18 protein-coding genes are annotated in these 18855 nt (G+C 59.3%); 10 read left to right on the forward strand and 8 right to left on the reverse strand.

The window, feature by feature from the left end:
- Positions 1–105: 105 nt before the first annotated feature.
- A complete protein-coding gene (locus tag HUW52_RS18850; protein WP_175554546.1) occupies positions 106–1500 on the reverse strand; it encodes a hypothetical protein in 1395 nt (464 codons plus the stop codon).
- Positions 1501–1784: 284 nt separating this feature from the next.
- Here HUW52_RS18850 and HUW52_RS18855 point away from each other — a divergent pair, with 284 nt between their 5' ends.
- From HUW52_RS18855 to HUW52_RS18885, 7 genes are all read left to right on the forward strand, one after another.
- A complete protein-coding gene (locus HUW52_RS18855) occupies positions 1785–2138 on the forward strand; it encodes a hypothetical protein (protein WP_175554547.1) in 354 nt (117 codons plus the stop codon).
- Between the two features lie 271 nt (positions 2139–2409).
- Entirely contained in the window at positions 2410–3369 is a 960-nt protein-coding gene (locus HUW52_RS18860) for a MoxR family ATPase (protein WP_003218556.1), read from the forward strand.
- A 5-nt stretch (positions 3370–3374) separates the two neighbouring features.
- Positions 3375–4319, forward strand: coding sequence for a DUF58 domain-containing protein (locus HUW52_RS18865; RefSeq protein ID WP_016984401.1), 945 nt, complete (start codon positions 3375–3377; stop codon positions 4317–4319).
- Positions 4316–4813 (forward strand): DUF4381 domain-containing protein, encoded by a 498-nt coding sequence (locus HUW52_RS18870; protein WP_095050116.1) that lies wholly within the window; start codon positions 4316–4318, stop codon positions 4811–4813. The genes HUW52_RS18865 and HUW52_RS18870 overlap by 4 nt, the downstream gene beginning before the upstream one ends.
- Positions 4806–5885, forward strand: a complete 1080-nt coding sequence (locus tag HUW52_RS18875) for a VWA domain-containing protein (protein ID WP_016984399.1) — start codon at positions 4806–4808, stop codon at positions 5883–5885. Before HUW52_RS18870 ends, HUW52_RS18875 begins: the two co-directional genes overlap by 8 nt.
- Positions 5882–7621, forward strand: a complete 1740-nt coding sequence (locus HUW52_RS18880; protein WP_175554548.1) for a tetratricopeptide repeat protein — start codon at positions 5882–5884, stop codon at positions 7619–7621. Before HUW52_RS18875 ends, HUW52_RS18880 begins: the two co-directional genes overlap by 4 nt.
- Entirely contained in the window at positions 7618–9255 is a 1638-nt protein-coding gene (locus HUW52_RS18885) for a BatD family protein (RefSeq protein ID WP_175554549.1), read from the forward strand. The genes HUW52_RS18880 and HUW52_RS18885 overlap by 4 nt, the downstream gene beginning before the upstream one ends.
- Positions 9256–9369: 114 nt before the next feature.
- On the opposite strand, the gene HUW52_RS18890 is transcribed toward HUW52_RS18885, so the two are convergent.
- The 5 genes from HUW52_RS18890 to HUW52_RS18910 form a co-directional block, all read right to left on the reverse strand.
- A complete protein-coding gene (locus HUW52_RS18890; RefSeq protein WP_371929222.1) occupies positions 9370–9702 on the reverse strand; it encodes a hypothetical protein in 333 nt (110 codons plus the stop codon).
- Between the two features lie 623 nt (positions 9703–10325).
- Positions 10326–10628: a hypothetical protein gene (locus HUW52_RS18895; protein WP_175554550.1), complete on the reverse strand. Its 303-nt coding sequence runs from the start codon at positions 10626–10628 to the stop codon at positions 10326–10328.
- Positions 10629–10872: 244 nt separating this feature from the next.
- Positions 10873–11283: a hypothetical protein gene (locus HUW52_RS18900; protein ID WP_175554551.1), complete on the reverse strand. Its 411-nt coding sequence runs from the start codon at positions 11281–11283 to the stop codon at positions 10873–10875.
- A 56-nt stretch (positions 11284–11339) separates the two neighbouring features.
- The gene (locus HUW52_RS18905; protein ID WP_150751954.1) at positions 11340–11753 is read right to left on the reverse strand and encodes a hypothetical protein; all 414 of its coding nucleotides are present in this window, start codon (positions 11751–11753) and stop codon (positions 11340–11342) included.
- A gap of 83 nt (positions 11754–11836) precedes the next feature.
- Positions 11837–12298 (reverse strand): hypothetical protein, encoded by a 462-nt coding sequence (locus HUW52_RS18910; protein ID WP_175554552.1) that lies wholly within the window; start codon positions 12296–12298, stop codon positions 11837–11839.
- A 452-nt stretch (positions 12299–12750) separates the two neighbouring features.
- On the opposite strand from HUW52_RS18910, the gene HUW52_RS18915 reads away from it, so the two are divergent.
- From HUW52_RS18915 to HUW52_RS18925, 3 genes are read left to right on the forward strand one after another with little or no spacing between them, the layout of a single operon-like run.
- Entirely contained in the window at positions 12751–13995 is a 1245-nt protein-coding gene (locus HUW52_RS18915; RefSeq protein WP_175554553.1) for an exonuclease SbcCD subunit D C-terminal domain-containing protein, read from the forward strand.
- Positions 13992–17633 carry an AAA family ATPase gene (locus HUW52_RS18920; protein WP_175554554.1) on the forward strand — a complete coding sequence of 1214 codons (3642 nt, stop codon included), beginning with the start codon at positions 13992–13994 and terminating at the stop codon, positions 17631–17633. Before HUW52_RS18915 ends, HUW52_RS18920 begins: the two co-directional genes overlap by 4 nt.
- Entirely contained in the window at positions 17630–18214 is a 585-nt protein-coding gene (locus tag HUW52_RS18925; protein ID WP_175554555.1) for a glutathione S-transferase, read from the forward strand. The genes HUW52_RS18920 and HUW52_RS18925 overlap by 4 nt, the downstream gene beginning before the upstream one ends.
- A 7-nt stretch (positions 18215–18221) precedes the next feature.
- Here the strand turns inward: HUW52_RS18925 and HUW52_RS18930 are convergent, their stop codons facing one another.
- Complete coding sequence (locus tag HUW52_RS18930; RefSeq protein ID WP_016984393.1) at positions 18222–18479, reverse strand: hypothetical protein; 258 nt, start codon at positions 18477–18479, stop codon at positions 18222–18224.
- Positions 18476–18688: a hypothetical protein gene (locus HUW52_RS18935; RefSeq protein ID WP_016984392.1), complete on the reverse strand. Its 213-nt coding sequence runs from the start codon at positions 18686–18688 to the stop codon at positions 18476–18478. The genes HUW52_RS18930 and HUW52_RS18935 overlap by 4 nt, the downstream gene beginning before the upstream one ends.
- Positions 18689–18855: the final 167 nt, after the last annotated feature.

An 18855-nucleotide genomic window follows, 5' to 3' on the forward strand; every position in this document is an offset into this window, starting at 1 on the left:
CAGATGCAGACCTTTTGCCTCTACATATCCAGAAACGAAAACGCCCAAGGCCGTTCTATCGACCTTGAGCGTGGCATCGGGTTCAGCGTCAGCGGTTGACGCGGATCAGTCGGGCAACTCTTCGTAAGCGCGAAATCTGCTCACGGTGGCGCAGTCGTAGCACTGCATCTGCAGGGTCAATTTATCCATGCTGGCGTCGATGTTGCTGGAGTCGCACTCGCGGCAGAACAGCTGTGGATGGTCGAATTGCGGCGCGGCGATCGGCGACCCCGTGAGAAACCGCGGCACAAACTCGTCTCGCCAGAACAGCCCCGGCGACTTGGAAAAACCGGCACCACTGTCCTTGAGCACGACGTCGTAAAGCAGACGGGTCATGGCCGGCTGCGGCACGCGCGAATCGCGGTAGCTGTCCTTGCGCCAGTTCTCCGCCAAGGCGAGTTGCGCGGTGCTCTGCATGTTGCGCGGAATCGTGTTGGAGGCGTGGGTGCGGCCCTTGGAGTTGCCGGTAGCATAGAAGTGCGCGGCACTTTTCACCGCCACTCTGGCGAAGTAGTAGATCTGGCTGACCGAGAAATTCTGCAGCAAAGTGCCGATCACCGAGTCGGCGCGGGCTTCGGCGGTGAACGCCATACCGACCTGATTGGCCAACAGGTGAACGTATTGAATCGACTCCTCCCGCGCGAGCCTGAAGATCAATGCGTACAACTCACGCTTCCACCCTGGCAGCACAGGCCCGGACAACTCTTCGTACAGCGCCAGATAGAGCGTATCGCGCGTGCAGCGCACGCCGTCGTCCAGCGCGACGTTGGCTCGCCAGTACACCGCCGGATAAGCGCTGATGCTGAAATCGTCGGCCCGATTGAACGCGCGAATATCCGATGCCGTATCGACCTGCAAGGCACCCGCCTCGTGCAGACCTTTCACCAACTCTTCACTGAAAGTGTCAGTGGACGTGAGCTTTTCCCCTCTGAGCTCAGCATCAAGCGCGGCAATGCGTTCGCCTGCGCCTTGGCCGCCGTCATCCAGTAAAGCCAGCAGAGCAAGTTTTTGCTGGAATCCAAGACTGGTAAAGGGCACCGGTGGGCGTGGTGTGCCGTAACGCATGGCTAAATCACTGCGGTCACGTTCGGTTTGATCGGCGATTTGCTGTTTGCGCAGCCGGACACAGGCATCACAACCACACACGTTACGTCGCGAGCCAAAACCGACGGTGAAATATTTATGCTCGCATTTCACACATTTGTAAGCGCTGCGCAGGGAAACCGGCGCCCCCCGGGCGGGCCGGCGCATCCACATCGGCAAATCGCAATACGGGCATCTCAGGTCGGCGCTGACAATCGGCGGCAGTACTTTCAGCACACTGCGTACCGTGTCCGCGAGCTTGTATTCGGCGATCAAATCTGCGGTTTTCTCGCCGTTGAGATAGCGCTGGTAAAGCGCTTCAACCTGTTCCTCGGACAGATGCCGGATTTCTTGCGCCCATTCGAAATACTGCTTCATCAAAAGAGATCCTTTTTTTCATGTCGTCCATCGCACTCCCTTGCGCTCGAGCAGCAAAATCTGACGGTAAAAAGCCTTCAAAACAAGCGAAAACACCTCTAACTCACGCCATCTATCGGCTTTTCAAAAACCCTACGAGGCCGTCGGATATTTCGTACCCGCTTAGACGAAACATCCTTAAGAGCACGCCCTGGCCCAACGATGTTCAGCAGAATTTTCCTCAGGCTGGCAAAATCGGCTTTTTTGCGCACCGTCAGACGCGCCCGCCCAACCAGGAACTGCCCATGCAAATGACCACCGCCCTACTCATCGTCAACCCGTGCGATGACGAAGAAGACAACATGGCCATGCTCTGCTGCCACAGCGACAAGGGCGATATGTTTCTGATGAGCCGCTATCCGGATGAGGATGAGCTGGAGATCACCCTGGATGGCGAGCCTTCGACCCTCGACGGTGTGAAAGTCACCCTGACCTCGACGCTGCTGAAGATCGAGATTGCGGCGGCGGATGCTGATGTGTTGAACGGGGATGATGTGCTGGAGATCAGCTTTAACCCGGATATGGTTGATCTGGATGAGGTTGTCGAGACCCTGAAGAACATCCTTGATGGGACGGGTACGTTCATTAACGAAGTTTGATGGTGCTTCAACCGGCCCCTTCGCGAGCAAGCTCGCTCCCACATTGACGGATGTACGCCGCTCAAATGTGGGAGCGAGCTTGCTCGCGAAGGCGTCCGAAAGAACACCGCGCTTTCCCGGTGCTACAAAAATCCAACAATTGCCCCAGTCATTTCCCGCACTTTGCGCAAAATGCCGTTAGTCGCCACCCCCCGCGATGGATTAAAGTAACGCCCCCAGCCCCGGCGTTATCCGAACGCGTGTGGCCACCCCTTTCCAGGAACAGTCACCGATGGAACATCGTGAAGCGCTGCTGGCGCTGCGAACCTTTCTTTCAACGCAGATTCTCGGCCAGGAAAAACTCATCGAGCGTTTGCTCATCGCCCTGCTCGCCGACGGCCACATGCTGGTCGAGGGCGCTCCGGGTCTGGCCAAGACCAAAGCGATCAAAGAACTCGCCGAGGGCATCGAAGCCCAGTTCCATCGCATCCAGTTCACTCCTGACCTGCTGCCGGCCGACATCACCGGCACCGAGATCTATCGTCCGGAAACCGGCAGTTTCGTGTTCCAGCAAGGGCCGATCTTCCACAACCTGGTGCTGGCGGACGAAATCAACCGTGCTCCGGCCAAGGTGCAATCGGCGCTGCTCGAAGCCATGGCTGAACGTCAGGTCAGTGTCGGCCGCAGTACCTATGAGCTGTCGCCGCTGTTTCTGGTGATGGCCACGCAGAACCCGATCGAGCAGGAAGGCACCTATCCGCTGCCGGAAGCGCAACTCGACCGTTTCCTGATGCACGTGAAAATCGGTTTCCCGGACGCCGCCGTCGAACGCCGCATCCTGCAGCAGGCCCGTGGCGAAGCGTTGAACGGCGAGACCAAGCCCGAGCGCCGCGTCAGCCAGCAGGCAATCTTCGCCGCGCGCAAGGAAATCCTCGGTTTGTACATGGCCGACGCCGTGGAGGAATACTTGGTGCAACTGGTCATGGCCACTCGCACCCCGGCCAAGTTCGACCCGGAAATGGCCGAGTGGATCGCCTATGGCGCCAGCCCGCGCGGTTCCATCGCTCTCGACCGCTGCGCCCGCGCCCACGCTTGGCTGGCCGGTCGCGACTTCGTCAGCCCGGAAGACATCCAAGCGGTGCTGTTCGACGTGTTGCGTCACCGCATCATTTTGTCGTTTGAAGCCGAAGCCGCCGGCATCGATCAGGATCGGGTGGTGCAGCGGATTCTCGACGTCGTAGCCGTCGCTTGACCCCCATGAACGCCCCCCAGCCTTCCGAACCCGGTATTCGCGTCAGCCTCGCCGAGCTGATCGAGATGCGCCACCGGGTGCGTGAAGTGCAGCTGTTTTCCACGCCGAGTCAGCGCAGCCCGCTGATCGGCCTGCATCACTCGAAATTCCGTGGTCGCGGTGTCGACTTCGATCAGGTGCGGGTCTATCAGGCCGGCGACGACGTGCGCACCATCGACTGGCGCGTGACGGCGCGCACGCAAGAGCCGCACACCAAGCTGTTCCATGAAGAACGCGAACGGCCGATTTTCATCATGGTCGAGCAAAGCACGCGGCTGTTTTTCGGCTCCGGACTGATGTTCAAATCGGTGCTCGCGGCGCAAGTCGCGGCGTTGATCGGTTGGGCCGCGCTCGGCCATAACGACCGCGTCGGCGGACTGGTGTTCGGCGACAACGAACACTACGAAATCAAGCCACGGCGCAGCAAACAGAGCCTGCTGCAATTGCTCAACCGTTTGGTCAAGGTCAATCAATCGCTGCACAGCGAGCGTGAGCCGGATCGCGATGCGTTTGGCGTGGCCTTGCGCCGTGCCCGTGAAGTGTTGCGTCCAGGCAGCCTGGCCATCGTGATCTGCGACGAACGCGCGTTGTCCGACAGCGCCGAGCAACAGTTGAGTCTGCTGTCGCGCCATTGCGATCTGTTGATGCTGCCGATTTCCGATCCACTCGATCACGCCCTCCCCGCTGCCGGCCTGCTCAGGTTCGCTGAACGCGGCGCACAGCTCGAACTCGACACGTTGAATTTCGACCTGCGTCAGACCTATCGCGCTCAGGCCGAAGCGCGCATCGCTCGCTGGGAACTGCTCGCGCAAAAGCTGCGGGTATTGCTGATGCCGCTGAGTACGCAAAGTGAAATGGTCGAGCAGATGCGCGAATTTCTCAATCCGCAGCGTCCGGGCAAAAGTCGATGAACGGCCTCGAACAACTGCAACCGCTGATCTCGCCGCCACCGATTGCCTTCTGGCCGCCGGCGCCGGGCTGGTGGCTGCTGCTTCTATTGCTGCCACTGCTCGGATTCGCCGTGTGGCGTCTGCGCCGTTTCATCCCGATGAAAAAACGCCCGATCGTGCGTGCCGAACAGCCACTCGATCCTGTGCGCATTGCCGCCCTCGCCGAACTCGCCCAGATGCCCAAACCCTACGACGGCGCCCCGGCCGGGGCGTGGTTGCAACAACTCAACGGCCTGCTCAAACGCCTGTGCCGCAACCACTATCCCTACAGCCAGAGCCACACCCTCAACGGGCGTAAATGGCTGGCCTTTCTCGATAACCGCTGCCCGGCGGCGGGCCTGACGCGCTGGATGGTACTGGTCGAAGGCGCTTACAAACCGGAATGCAAACTCGACGACAAAGCCATCGCCGGCCTGACCCAGGCCGTCGACACGTGGATTCGCAAACATGTTTGAGTTCGCCTGGCCGTGGATCTTTGTGCTGGTGCCGCTGCCGTGGCTGATGCGCCTCGTGCTGCCGGTGGCCGACAGTGGCGAGCCAGCCCTGAAAGTCAGCTTCCTCGCCGATCTGGAAGGCCTCGCCCGCCGTCGTGCCCGCGCCAACCTTCCCGCGTGGCGTCAACAGGCGCCGTTCATGCTGCTGTGGCTGTTGCTGCTGACCGCCGCCGCCCGTCCGCAATGGCTTGGCGAGCCGTTGCCGATTGCCGCCAGTGGTCGCGATCTGCTGGTCGCAGTGGATGTGTCCGGCTCGATGGACTTCCCCGATATGCAATGGCAGGACGAAGAAGTCAGTCGCCTGGCCCTGGTTCAGCACCTGCTCGGCGACTTCCTTGAAAGCCGCGAGGGTGATCGTGTCGGCCTGATCCTGTTTGGCAGTCAGGCCTATCTGCAAGCGCCGCTGACCTTTGATCGCCATACCGTGCGCGTCTGGCTCGACGAAGCGCGCATCGGCATTGCCGGCAAGAACACCGCGATCGGCGACGCCATCGGTCTGGCGCTGAAACGCCTGCGCCTGCGTCCGGCGCAAAGTCGTGTGCTGATTCTGGTCACTGACGGCGCCAATAATGGCGGCGAAATCGATCCGCTGACGGCGGCAAAACTGGCCGCCAGTGAAGGCGTGAAGATCTATCCGATCGGCATCGGCGCCAATCCCGAGGACAGCGGCTCGACCGGCCTGCTTGGCGTCAATCCGAGCCTGGACCTCGATGAGCCGGCACTCAAAGCCATCGCCGCAGTCACTGGCGGGCAATATTTCCGTGCCCACGACGGCAAAGAACTGCAAGCGATCAAGGACACCCTCGATCAACTCGAACCGGTGACTCAACAACCCACCCAAGCGCGTCCGGCACAGGCCTTGTATCACTGGCCTTTGGCGTTGGCGCTATGGTTGAGTCTGTTACTGGTCAGCCGTGAATTGTGGCCGGACAACCCGTTGCAACGCCTGTTTACCAAGGAGCTGTACCTGCAAAGTCCGCTGCCTGACTGGCGCGAGCGCCTCAAGCGCCTGCGTCTGCGGAGGCGTCGATGATCGCGCTCTGGCCGCACTGGTTCCGTCCGTGGTGGTTGCTGTTGCTGCCGCTGCTCGGCTGGTTGATCTGGCAACTCTGGCACCGGCAGAAACGCGCCGGGCGCTGGCAGATGATTTTGCCGCCAGCGTTTCATGCCACCCTGCTCAGCGGCGGTAACGGTCGCGACAGCAAACTACCGTGGATTGCCCTCGGCGTGGCGTGGTTGCTGACGGTTCTGGCGCTGCTCGGGCCGAGTTGGGAGCGCGTCGAACAAACCAGCCAGAAACCCGCCGACCCGTTGGTGGTGGTGCTGGAACTGACCCCGGAAATGCTCGCCACCGACTCGCCGCCGACGCGACTGGAACAGGCGCGGCGCAAGCTCTTTGATCTGCTGCAGGCGCGCAGCGATGCGCAGACCGCCATCGTCGTTTACGCCGGCAGCGCGCATACGCTGGTGCCGCTGTCGGATGACTTGGCCACCAGTCGCAATCTGCTCGATGCGCTGAAACCGTCGCTGATGCCGGAAAGCGGCCACCGAGCCGATCTGGCCGTTGGCAAAGCACTGGCGCTGCTGAAACAGGGTGCGCTCGGTCAGGGGCGGATTCTGTTGATCGGCTCGTCGCTTGATGAACAGGAACGCCAAGGCATTCGCCGCGCGTTGAGTGGGCAATCGACGCAACTGCTGATGCTCGGCGTCGGCACTCCCGAAGGTGCGCCGATCGCTCAGGAGGACGGCAGTTTCCTCAAGGACGAGCAAGGCGCGATTCGCGTGCCGCAACTCGACAGTCCGGGCCTGAGCGCTTTCCTCAACAGCGTCGGCGGTGAATACCACCCGGCCCGTCTCGACGAAGCGGATCTCGGCGCGCTCGGCCTGCTCAACGGTCCGCGCAGCCTGCGCGACGACGGCCAGACCGTGCGCCTCGACACATGGGCCGATCAGGGTTACTGGCTGCTGTTGCCGCTGTTGCTGCTCGCCGCGTGCGCCGGGCGTCGTGGCTGGTTGTTCTGCCTGCCGTTGCTGTTTTGCTTGCCGCAGCCGAGCTACGCTTTTGACTTTGAGGATTTGTGGCTGCGCCCCGACCAACAGGGTTTGCACCTGCTCAAACAGAAACGCCCGGCCGAGGCGGCGCAACATTTCGAAGATCACCAATGGCAAGGGGTGGCGTTGTACGAGGCCGGCGACTACAGTGGCGCCGCTCAGCGTTTCGCCGAAGGCAGCGATGCCCGCGCCCACTACAATCGTGGCAACGCTTTGGCAAAAAGCGGTGAGCTGGATGCGGCAATCGACGCCTATGAACAGGCGCTGGAACTGCAACCGGATTTGCGCCCGGCACAGACCAACAAGGCGCTGGTGGAAAATCTGCTCAAGCAGAAAAACACCCCGCCGCCCGCCGAGTCGGACACCAAGCCGAGCGAGCAGCAAAGTCTGCCGGGCGACGAACCAGCGCCCGCGACCACGCCGCCGCCCGCCGTGAAAAGTGAAACCCAGAGCCCGTCGCAGCCCGTCGAACCGGCCAGCGAACCGCCACCGACCACGCCGCCGCAGCCAGGCCCCAACGAAGTGCCGGGCAGCGACGAGGAAGAACAGACGGACACCGTGCCGACGCTGCGCCCGAGTGAAGACAACCTCGAAGGCGAGCAACGTCAGGCACTGGAACAATGGCTGGGCAAGATCCCGGATGATCCGGGCGAACTGCTGCGACGCAAATTCTGGTACGAACAGCAACAACATCAGGATCAGGAAAACACTCGATGACCCGCTTCACCGCTCTCTTGCTGCCCCTGCTGATCTGCACGGCCACCGCCCACGCGGCCGAGCTGACCGCCAGTGTGGATCGCAGTCGCCTGAATTCCGGCGAGACGGTCGAACTCACCCTCGAAACCAGCGACGTCACCCAGTTCGGCAAACCTGACCTGACCGCGCTGGAAGCGTTGTTCGAAGTGCGCGGCACGCGGCAGGTCAACCAGCTCAACACCCTCAATGGCGACAACCGCGCGACCACGCGCTGGATCATCACCCTGCTGCCGAAAGAGAACGGCAGCGTGGTGATTCCGCCGCTGCAACTGGGCGACGCGCAGAGCCAGCCGATCACCGTGCAAGTGGTCGAAAGCGACACCCGCGAGAACCAGAACAGCCTTGATCCAGTGTTCATCGAGGCCAGCCTCGATCAGTCCAGCGTCTACGTGCAGGCGCAGGCGATCCTGACGTTGCGCATCTACCATTCGGTGTCGCTCTACGACGACAGCAGCCTGACGCCGCTGCAAATCGCCGATGCGCGCATCGAGCAACTGGGCGACACGCGCACCTACGAAAAAGACCTCAACGGTGTGCGCCATGGCGTGATCGAAATGCGCTACGCGATCTACCCGCAGCACAGCGGTTTGCTGACCATTGCGCCGCAGACGTTCAGCGCCACACTGGTCGACACGCAGCCGTCTCAGGACGCCAATGCACAGGGGCCGAAGCCGGGCAAACTGATGCGCGTCAGCTCCGCCGAAATCCCCCTGACCGTCAAACCCAAACCCCTGACCTACCCCATCGACGCGCCATGGCTGCCCGCGCGCAGCCTGAGCCTGAGCGAAAGCTGGAACCCGGAGCCGGAACACACTCAGGTCGGCGATTCCCTGACCCGCAGCCTGACGTTGAAGGTCGAAGGCCTTGCCAGCTCGCAACTGCCAGCGCTGCCCGCCACCGACGTCAATGGCCTGCGTCGCTACCCCGATCAACCGGTGCTGAGCAACCAGAGCACTGACCGTGGCATCGTCGGCAGCCGCGAAGAACGCGAAGCCCTGGTGCCGAACCGCAGCGGCGCCATCGACTTGCCGACGGTAGACGTGGTCTGGTGGAACACCTTCGAAGACCATCTGGAACACAGCAGCCTGCCCGCGCGCACCCTGCAAGTGGCCAACAACCCAAGCCTGCAAGTCGACACCCCGGCCGGCAATCTGCAACCGAGCGTCGCCGATAACGACGTGTTGTGGTGGTGGAAACTCAGCACGCTGATCCTCGCCTGCACCACCCTCCTCGGCTTCGGCCTGTGGTGGCGCGCGCGCTGGCAACCAGCGGTGCATCGTGCCGCCCAAACCGGCCCGAGCCCACGCACCTTGATGGACGACATCAAACGGGCGAGCCAGGCGAATGACCCGCAGGCGACGCGGCAGGCACTGGATGCGTGGGCGCGGCAGCAGCCGGAGACACTGGCGGACATGGCAGCGCGGTTTGTGCCGTTGTCGGATGCGCTGGATGGGTTGAATGGGGCGCTGTACAGCGAGACGGGGCAGCATTGGCAGGGTGAGGATTTGTGGCGGGCGATCCGCACGATTCCGGCGGCGGAACGGGTGCAGGATCCGGTGGGTGATAGTGGATTGCCGCCGCTTTATCCGAAGTAAAAGATCCAAAGATCGCAGCCTTCGGCAGCTCCTACAGAGGGTATGTGTAGGCGCTGCCAAAGGCTGCGATCTTTCGATTTTGCTTTAGGGATAAAAGGCTGAAGACAATCGGAATCAATAGTCGAATTTCGTTTTCACTTGTTCGCCTTCGCGATAGGAGAGAACAAATGCCTTCCAGGGCTCACCGCGAGCGACTGCATGCTCGTGTAATTTTTCTACAAGCCCATAGATTTTCGAATGGTTGAAATCAGTTTCAGCGTCCCAGATTTCTAAGCCATTTTTTTCAACGGCGAGGTCTGCCTCCATATAGTTCCCCCCCCATTCAACGCGGTATCGAAAGGCGTCATAACCGTGAACAATTCCGGCCTCAACCAGCTGAAAAATGGCTGTCACAAGTTCAAAATCTTCAGCAATCACTCTCTCACCTCCGGAAATTGATTGTTCCATTCATCCCCTCTTCTAAGTGTGCGCGGAAAGCTCGACACAGTTGGCCTCGACATCCCGTCAACTTCAATCACCCAATCCCGTGCAACTAATTCACTTCCTTTATATAGGAAGAAAACTGTCCACCACCTTGGTCCACGTGCAGCCGCCCACACTGCTGGCATCGATAAACCGTAACAGCCCCTTGGTCTATCGCTTCGTAGAATTCGTCTTCAGACAGCCAGCGATTTGATAGCACATAGCCAATTTCATCTATCTTCTGTTCAGCGACCAGAGACATTTCACACTCGGACGTCCCTTGAGACAGATTAATGACGTGACCGCATACACAAGCAAACTTTGGCATGACTACTGAAGTGTCCTTTCCTGTTCAAGTTTTGCCTTATGGCAATTTTAGAGTCACACCCACGAAATAAAAATTTTTCACGGGGTACTGAAGTAAACGGGTAAAACGGGGGGGGGGGGGTAAAACGGGGACAGAATACGTTTTTGGAGCACTTTCTAAACGTGGTCTGTCCCATTATCCTCCGTCCGAGCGCAGTCTATCTGTACCTGTCAGGTAAACGACAAGAGGCGGCAAGTGCCGCCTGCTGCAATCCCGGGATGCCAGAATGTGGCATCTCGAATCAATACTGGAATTTCGTTTTCACTTGCTCGCCTTCGCGATAAGACATGACAAATGACTTCCATGGTTCTCCACGCTTGTCTGCGTTGGCCTGTAATTCGCCTACAAGACGCAGAATTTTCGCGTCGTTCATATCGGTCTCGACGTTCCAGTCCTCCACTCCGTCCTTCTCAACACCCAGCTCCGTCTCAATGTATCCCTCACCCAACTCGACACCGTAGCTGAACGCATCGTAGCCATGGACGATACCGGCTTCGACTTCCTGGAAGATTTCCTGGACGATTTTTATATCTTCAGTAATCACTATATAACCTCCGGAATTTGATGGGGCTCGTTTTTAAAGAGTACGGTTTTAGCCTTCCCATCAATTATGTAAGTAACTCTCATCGCGTCAGAGTAGAACGGGGACAGACTACGTTTTCGGAGTACTTTCTAAACGTGGTCTGTCCTATTTATAGCTTCCTCGACCTAACACAACAGCGTACCGACTGTTCATCAAATCCTTGCCGATTCTAATCTCAGCCCCTTTCTTCCGTTTCAGTGATGACCTATGGCAATTTCAGTATCACGACCTCGTCAGAACCATCCGGCAATTCGAGAAGCCACTTCCATTGCTCCAGAACTTTCCTCCACTCCTGCAACGTAAACCAGCTTTGCGGCTGCCCAGTCCAGTCATCGTTGACCAGAATATCGACCTGTACTCCCTCATCACTCATATTCAACAGGACATCGTTTCCCCCGTCAGTGATTGAAGCTTGCACGCCCGCCTCTACAGATGAAATAGCTGCCAGCAGACGATCACAATCCTCCGGAACTTGTGCGATGGCATCAAGAACACTGCACACATAAAGCTGGTAGCGTGCAGCGTCTTCCTGATCAGAATTCACTTCAACGCTCGCGTGAAACAACTGTCCTTCAGGGTAGGTACCGCCGGCGGTTTGATAAAATTTCAGTTCCATAAATGCCTTGGAATTTACGACTACTCCTCAGCTCGTACGCTAAGGGTCAACATTTTCTATGGCAGTTGGACTAACACAACCTCATCTGACCCCTTGGGCATCTCCAAGAGGTACTTCCAACTCTCAAGAATTTTTTGCCATTCCTGCAAGGTGAACTTGCTTTCAGGCTGACCGATCCAGTCGTCATTGATCGATATGTCAACCTGTACACCCGTTGTATCAATATTCAAAACAACGTCGTTTCCACCCGCACAAATTGATTGCTCTGTGCCATCCAGTACGGACGCCAGATACCCAAGCAGCCGATCACAACTTGCGGGGGTTTGTGCGACGGCATCCAGCACACTGCAGACATAAAGCTCATAGCGTTGAGCCCCTTCCTGTCCAGGACTCACTTGCGCCATGTCATAAAAGACCTCACCCACAACAGGATGAGGACCGGCTGAATGATGAAAAAACTTCAGTTCCATGAATGCGTCCGATACGTAAGGTTAGTAAAACGGGGACAGACTACGTTTCCGGAGTACTTTCTAAACGTGGTCTGTCCCATGATTTACCCGTATATCTCAAGAAATCCCTTGTCATTCGATTCAACGGTAAGCACTGCTTCTTCATAACCCTTGAGGTCATCGCTCAGCCAGGTTTCCCCTCGGCGCAGCAGATGAAACTTCACCGTCGCATCGAATTCGTCACCCGAAATAACTCCCTGCAGAACCCCCGGCATACATGACTTGTTCCACGCCTCAAACACTAAAGACAGGTAGGAGCACGCGCATGCCAAAAAATCAGCGTTTACATAATCATCGGCATGGATCGAATTTACGAAACATTCATATCCCGTTCTATCTGGGAAATTCTTCAGGCTTACATGCTTCTGGAAGCTCTCCAGACTCGCCAGAAAAACACAGCCATCCCGTTCCACGAAACCGGACCTTGCGATATCCGCCAACTCGCCGTCCAGAGAAGCACGTCCCACACGAGCGAGCATTTGCTCCATTTCACTGTTAAGTTTCACACACGTCCCTCAAGCATCACGCCACTCCGCCAAGCCCCCGATGCTGCAAGGGTGTATCGCGCACGAACAAATGCCAAATACAGAACCGAGGGCAGACTACAGTTTATTTAAACGTAGTCTGCCCCCCCCAATTCCAGCCCACCATGCGCACTCCCACTTGACACGAATTATTGTTGAGTTTGTCGCACAACAACCAAGCGCTCGGCTATCTGAAGATAGGTTTCCGAAAACCCAATGACCTCGCACAAGCGCATGCGGTCGACGCGATATCAATATGATGGCCAGATACTAGATAGCCGCCATTTGGGCGTCAATGAAGGGATTCATCGATATGCCCTGTTGTACCCTGACCCGACAAGCCCCACTCGCGCAATAATCTGTAAACTCTCCCCTCTTTCGCCGCCTATCATTTCCCCGCGGCCATCACCTCTTTAAATGCACCGGAGTTCACCTTGCGTCTGTTCCACACCTCCGACTGGCACCTTGGGCAAAACCTGCACGGCCAGGAGCGCGATTTCGAGCACGCCTGTTTTCTCGAATGGCTGCTGCGCCAATTGCAACTGGCGCAGCCGGATGTGCTGCTGATTGCCGGGGACATCTTCGACACGGTCAATCCGCCGGTCAAAGCCCAGGAACGCCTCTACGATTTCATCGTCAGCGCTCACGAGCAGCAACCGTTGCTGACCATTGTGATGATCGCCGGCAACCACGATTCCGGCTCGCGGATCGAACTGCCCGCGCCGCTGATGCGCCGTTTGCGCACGCATGCGTTGGGCCGGGTGTTGTGGCTGGATGACGGGCAACTGGATGCCGAACGCCTGCTGCTGCCGTTGCCGGATAAAACCGGCGAAGTCGCCGCGTGGTGCCTGGCGCTGCCGTTCCTGCGCCCGGCGGAGGTGACTGGCGCGCACTTGGGCGACAACTATTTGCGTGGCATCGGTCAGGTGCATGAGTGGCTGATCGAAGCGGCCAACGCCAAGCGCAAACCCGGTCAGGCATTGATCGCCATCAGCCACGCGCACATGGCCGGCGGTTCCGTTTCAGAGGACTCCGAACGCAGCCTGATCATCGGCAACGCCGAAGCGCTGCCCGCCAGCCTGTTCGGGCCGAGCATCAGCTACGTCGCCCTCGGCCACCTGCACAAACCGCAGAAGGTCAACGGTGAAGAGCGCATTCGCTATAGCGGTTCGCCGATTCCGTTGTCGTTTTCGGAGATTGGCTATCAGCACCAGATTCTCGACGTCATCCTCGACGGCGAAACGCTGGTCAGCGTCGAGCCGAAACTGATCCCGCGCTCGGTCAACCTGCAACGCATCGGCCCGGCACCGCTGGCGGAAATCTTGCTGCAACTGGCGGATCTGCCGAACATCGATCTGCTCGCCGAAACCCAGCGGCAGCCGTGGCTGGAAGTGCGCGTAACCCTCGACGAGCCGCAGCCGGATCTGCGCCACCAAGTGGAAAGTGCTCTGCAAGGCAAAGCCGTGCGCTTGGTGCGTATCGCCGCTGAATACGCTGGCAACCGTGGCGCTAACGGCGAGGAAGATGGCACCGCGCTGATCGAACTCGACCAACTCACCCCGCAAGAACTGTTCAGCCGCGCCTGGTTCGACAACTACGGCAACGAGGTCGACGAACAGACGCTGAAGGACTTCGCCGAACTGCTGCAAGACGTACAACTGGAGGGCGAGCAGCCATGAAGATTCTCGCCATTCGTTTGAAGAACCTTGCCTCGCTGGCCGGCCCGTTCGAGATCGATTTCACCGCTGAACCATTGGCCAGCGCCGGTTTGTTCGCGATCACCGGCCCGACCGGTGCCGGTAAAAGCACCCTGCTCGACGCATTGTGTCTGGCGCTGTTCGGTGCGGTGCCGCGCCTGAACAACACCGGGCGTGACGCCAAAGTCCCCGATGCCGACGGCGAAATTGCCACCGGCGACCCGCGCACCTTGCTGCGGCGCGGCACCGGTGAAGGTTATGCCGAAGTGGATTTTGTCGGTGTCGATGGCCGCCGTTACCGGGCGCGCTGGGAAGCCAACCGCGCCCGCGAGAAGGCCGGCGGAAAGTTGCAGGCCAGCCGGCAGAGCCTGCGCGACATCGATCAGGATCAACTGCTCGCCAGCCAGAAAGGCGAATACAAAACGCAACTGGAAGCTGCACTCGGCCTGAACTTCGAACAGTTCACCCGCGCCGTGCTGCTGGCACAGAGCGAGTTCAGCGCATTCCTCAAGGCTGACGACAACGATCGCAGCGAGCTGCTGGAAAAACTCACCGACACCGCGCTGTACACCCGCCTCGGCCGCCGCGCCTTCGACAAGACCAAAGAAGCTCGCGAAGCGCACAAGCTGTTGCAGGATCAAGCGACTGGCGTCACCCCGCTGGCGCCCGAAGCCCGGGCCGAACTGGACGAGCGCTTCAACGCTGCGCAACAACAAATGAAGTTGCAGCAGGCGCAGCTCAAACAGCTTGAGCAACAGCACGGCTGGCTCAAGGATTTGCGTGTATTGCAGGACGCGCAGCAAGCTGCATCCGAGCAACTGCACAGTGCACAGCAGCAATCGGAAAGTCTGGCCGGCGAGCGGGTGAAACTGACGCGACTGGAGCAGCTCGGCCCGCAGCGGCACCAGTTCGCGCGTAAAACCGAACTCGATGCCCTGCTGACGCCGTTGGCCGCACAGATTGCTGCGCACACGCAGCAACACAGCGATCTGACCGAGCGCCAGACGCAACTGGAGCAGAATCTCGAAGCGGCGAAAGTCGCCCTGAGTGACGCGCAGCACCGGCAAAGCGAGAACGCACCACTGTTGCGTCAGGCCTTTGAAGAGCAAAGCACCCTCGCCCGCTTGGCCAAGGATGTCGCGCAAAGTGCCGAAGCCAAGCTCAATGCGCAGCAGGCTTGCACCGAAGGCCAGAACGCCATCCAAGCCTTGCTGGAAAAACAGACCCAGGTCGGCGAGCGCCTGCAACGCATCGCCGCCGAGCTTGAGCAAAGCACTCATCTGGCGCCGCTGAGTGACGCGTGGAATGCCTACCGTGATCGCCTGCAACAGCTGATGCTGATCGGCAACCGCTTGAACAAGGGCCAAGCCGAACTGGCGAGTCTCGAAGAAAATGCCACGCGCAGCGCCGCAGCACTGACCACGCAAAAGCAGCAACTGGAAGTACTGTTCAAAGAGGCCGGCGCCGAACCGGATGCGGTCGCCGAGCAGATCGGCCTCCTCGGCACGCTGCTGCAGGACAATCGCAAACAACTGCGCGCCTTCGAAGACCTGTCGCGCCTGTGGGCCACGCAACAGGATCTCGACAAGCGCAGCGCCGAGTTGCAGCAGCGTCAACTCAACGCCCAGCAGGAGCGCGAGCGCCTGACCCAGGACGGCGTAAAAACCAAATCCGACCTGACCGTTGCCGAGCAAACCCTCAACGTCACCCGCGAACTGCTTGAGCGCCAGCGGCTGGCGCGCAGTGCCAGTGTCGAAGAGTTGCGCGCGCAGTTGCAGGACGACCAACCATGCCCGGTCTGCGGCAGCAACGAGCACCCGTATCATCAGCCTGAAGCGCTGCTGCAAAGCCTTGGCCGCCACGATGAAAGCGAGCAGGCCAATGCCCAGAAAGTCGTCGATCAGCTCAAGGAAAAACTCACTGAGCTGCGCGCCGAAGTCGTTGGCGTCATTGCTCAGCAGAAAGAACTGCTGCAACAGCAGGAACAACTGGCCAGCCAGCAACAAGCGTTGGCGCCAAGCCTCGACGTGCATCCGCTGTCCGCGCAGTTGTTCAATCAGGACGCCGACAAGCGTGATGCCTGGCTGTCCCGGCAAAACGAGCAACTGAACCAGAGCATCACTCAGGACGAACAACGCCAGAGCGCCCTGCTCACCCTGCAACAGGATGCCGCGCGTCTGACTCAGCAATTGCGTCAGGCCGAAACTGCGCATCAACAAGCGGCGCAGCACCTGAGCAATCAGCAGCGCGAGCTGAGCAGCGACCGTCAGCGCCTCGACGAAGAACTCAACGCGTTCGGCAATCTGCTGCCGGCCGATACCCTTGAAGCCTTGCGCCAGGAACCGGCGGCGACCTTCATGCAGCTAGACCGACAGATCGCCGAGCGCCTGGCGCAAGTCGATCAGCAGAAGGAAGAACAGGCCGAACAGCAACAGCGCCAACAGACGCTGGAAAAAGAACAGGATCGTCAGCAGACCCGCGCACAGCAATTGCTCAGTGCCGAACAGCAATTCACGGCGCTGACCGAGCAACAGCACACCTGCCAGCAAAAACTGGCGCAACTGCTCGGCGAGCACAGCAGCGCCGAACACTGGCAGCAGCAGCTTGAGCAAGCGGTTGAGCAGGCGCGCAATGCCGAAACCGGCACCGCGCAGGAACTGCAGAACGTGCGCACGCAACTCGTGCAGATTGCCGCCGAACTCAAGGCGCAGCAGGAACGTTTGCAGGCGCTGCAAAGCGAAGACCAGGATCTGGCCAGCAAGATTGCCGACTGGCGCGCTCGCCATCCTGAACTGGATGACGGCGGCCTCGAAGACCTGTTGCGGATCGACGACGCGCAAGTCGCCGAACTGCGCCAGCGCTTGCAGCACAACGAGAAAGCCATCGAACAGGCCAAGGTGTTGTTGCAGGAACGTGACCAGCGTCTGATTGATCATCAGGCGCAACACAACGGCAACCTTGATGCCGAACAACTGGCCAGCGCCCTCACCGACCTGCAGAACCAGTTCACGGTCAGCGAGCAGCAATGCGCCGAACTGCGTGCCGAACAGGCCGAAGATCAGCGCCGACAGAACGCCAATCAGGCGCTGGCGCAACAGATCGCCTCGGCCTACGCCGAGTATCAACGCTGGGCGCGCCTGAGTGCCTTGATCGGCTCGGCCACCGGCGACACCTTCCGCAAGATCGCCCAGGCCTACAACCTCGATTTGCTGGTGCATCACGCCAACGTGCAACTGCGCCAACTGGTCAAACGCTATCGCTTGAAACGCGGCGGCAGCATGCTCGGCCTGCTGGTGATGGACACGGAAATGGGTGACGAACTGCGCTCGGTGCATTCGTTGTCTGGCGGTGAAACCTTCCTGGTGTCGCTGGCATTGGCGCTCGGCCTGGCGTCGATGGCGTCGAGTACGCTGAAAATCGAATCGCTGTTTATCGACGAAGGCTTCGGCAGCCTCGATCCGGAGTCGCTGCAACTGGCGATGGATGCGCTCGATGGCTTGCAGGCGCAGGGCCGTAAGGTCGCGGTGATTTCCCATGTGCAGGAAATGCACGAGCGGATTCCCGTGCAGATTCAGGTGCAGCGTCAGGGCAACGGTTTGAGCACAGTGGAGGTGAAATGAACACGCTGTATTCCTTCCGCCGCTGCCCCTACGCGATGCGGGCGCGGATGGCGTTGCGTTATTCGGGCGTGCCGGCAGAGATCGTTGAAGTCAGCCTCAAGGCCAAACCGGCCGAGATGCTGGCGATCTCACCCAAAGGCACGGTACCGGTGCTGGATGCCGGTGGGCAGGTGATTGACGAGAGCCTGGAGATCATGCGCTGGGCGTTGGCGCAGCATGATCCGCAGGGTTGGTTGCTTGATGGCGACTCGCGGATTGCTGAATTGATCGAGGCGAATGATCACGGGTTTAAGGTGCAGTTGAATCGCTACAAGTATGCCGAGCGTTATCCCGAGCAGCCGATGGAGGTTTATCGGACTGAGGGGGCGTCGTTCTTGCAGAGGCTGGATGAGTTGCTGATCGATCGCGATTACTTGCTAGCTGATCATCCGAGCCTGGCAGATATCGCCCTGCTGCCCTTCGTTCGGCAGTTTGCCCATGTGGATCGCGAGTGGTTTGCACAGACGCCCTATGTTCGCTTACAAGCCTGGTTGCAGCGTTTCCTCGAATCCGAGCTCTTCACTTCGATCATGAAGAAATAACTCAGGGTCAAGCCAACGCATTGCACATGCCGAGTGCCATGCAATCCACTTCGAACGGCCCGAGAAAATCGGCCGAGACTTTCACCGGTGGATTGCCGGCCATCAGCCCCAGCGTATTCGCCCGTTCGATGTTGTGCGCGATATTGTGATTGGCCTCTATGGCCCGCGCCAGTGCGCCTACCGAGCCTTGGCCGATTCCCAATAGCGAAGCGCCGTTGGTGAAGAATGCCAAACCGGCGATCACCCAAAGTCTGTAGCCTTTCATGCTCCGCCGACTCCAGCGAGTTCGGCCCGGTCGACCATCACGCTTTGCGAGCGGACTTCGAACTGGATGCCGGGGTGGGCGACTTCAATCGGGGCCTCGAAGCGGTGTTCCATTTGCGAGGCGATGCTGACGACCAACACCACGGCCAGGTACAGACCGATGGCCAGGTAAGCGCCGCGTTTGGCTGAATGAAGGATTGCGCTGGCCATGGTGTTCTCCCGTGGGCATGTTTCGATGTCCACAGAATCGATCAAAAAAGCCGCGCGAACCACTCAGGGTTTGCCATAGTAAACATCAGCTTCGTTGATTATTTAGCCAGTCTATGTGCCTGTTGAAGAAAACCTATCAGGCCCATTTTTCGATTCGCCCACACACG

The organism is Pseudomonas sp. 43A (assembly GCF_013363935.1).
Classification (GTDB): domain Bacteria; phylum Pseudomonadota; class Gammaproteobacteria; order Pseudomonadales; family Pseudomonadaceae; genus Aquipseudomonas; species Aquipseudomonas crudilactis.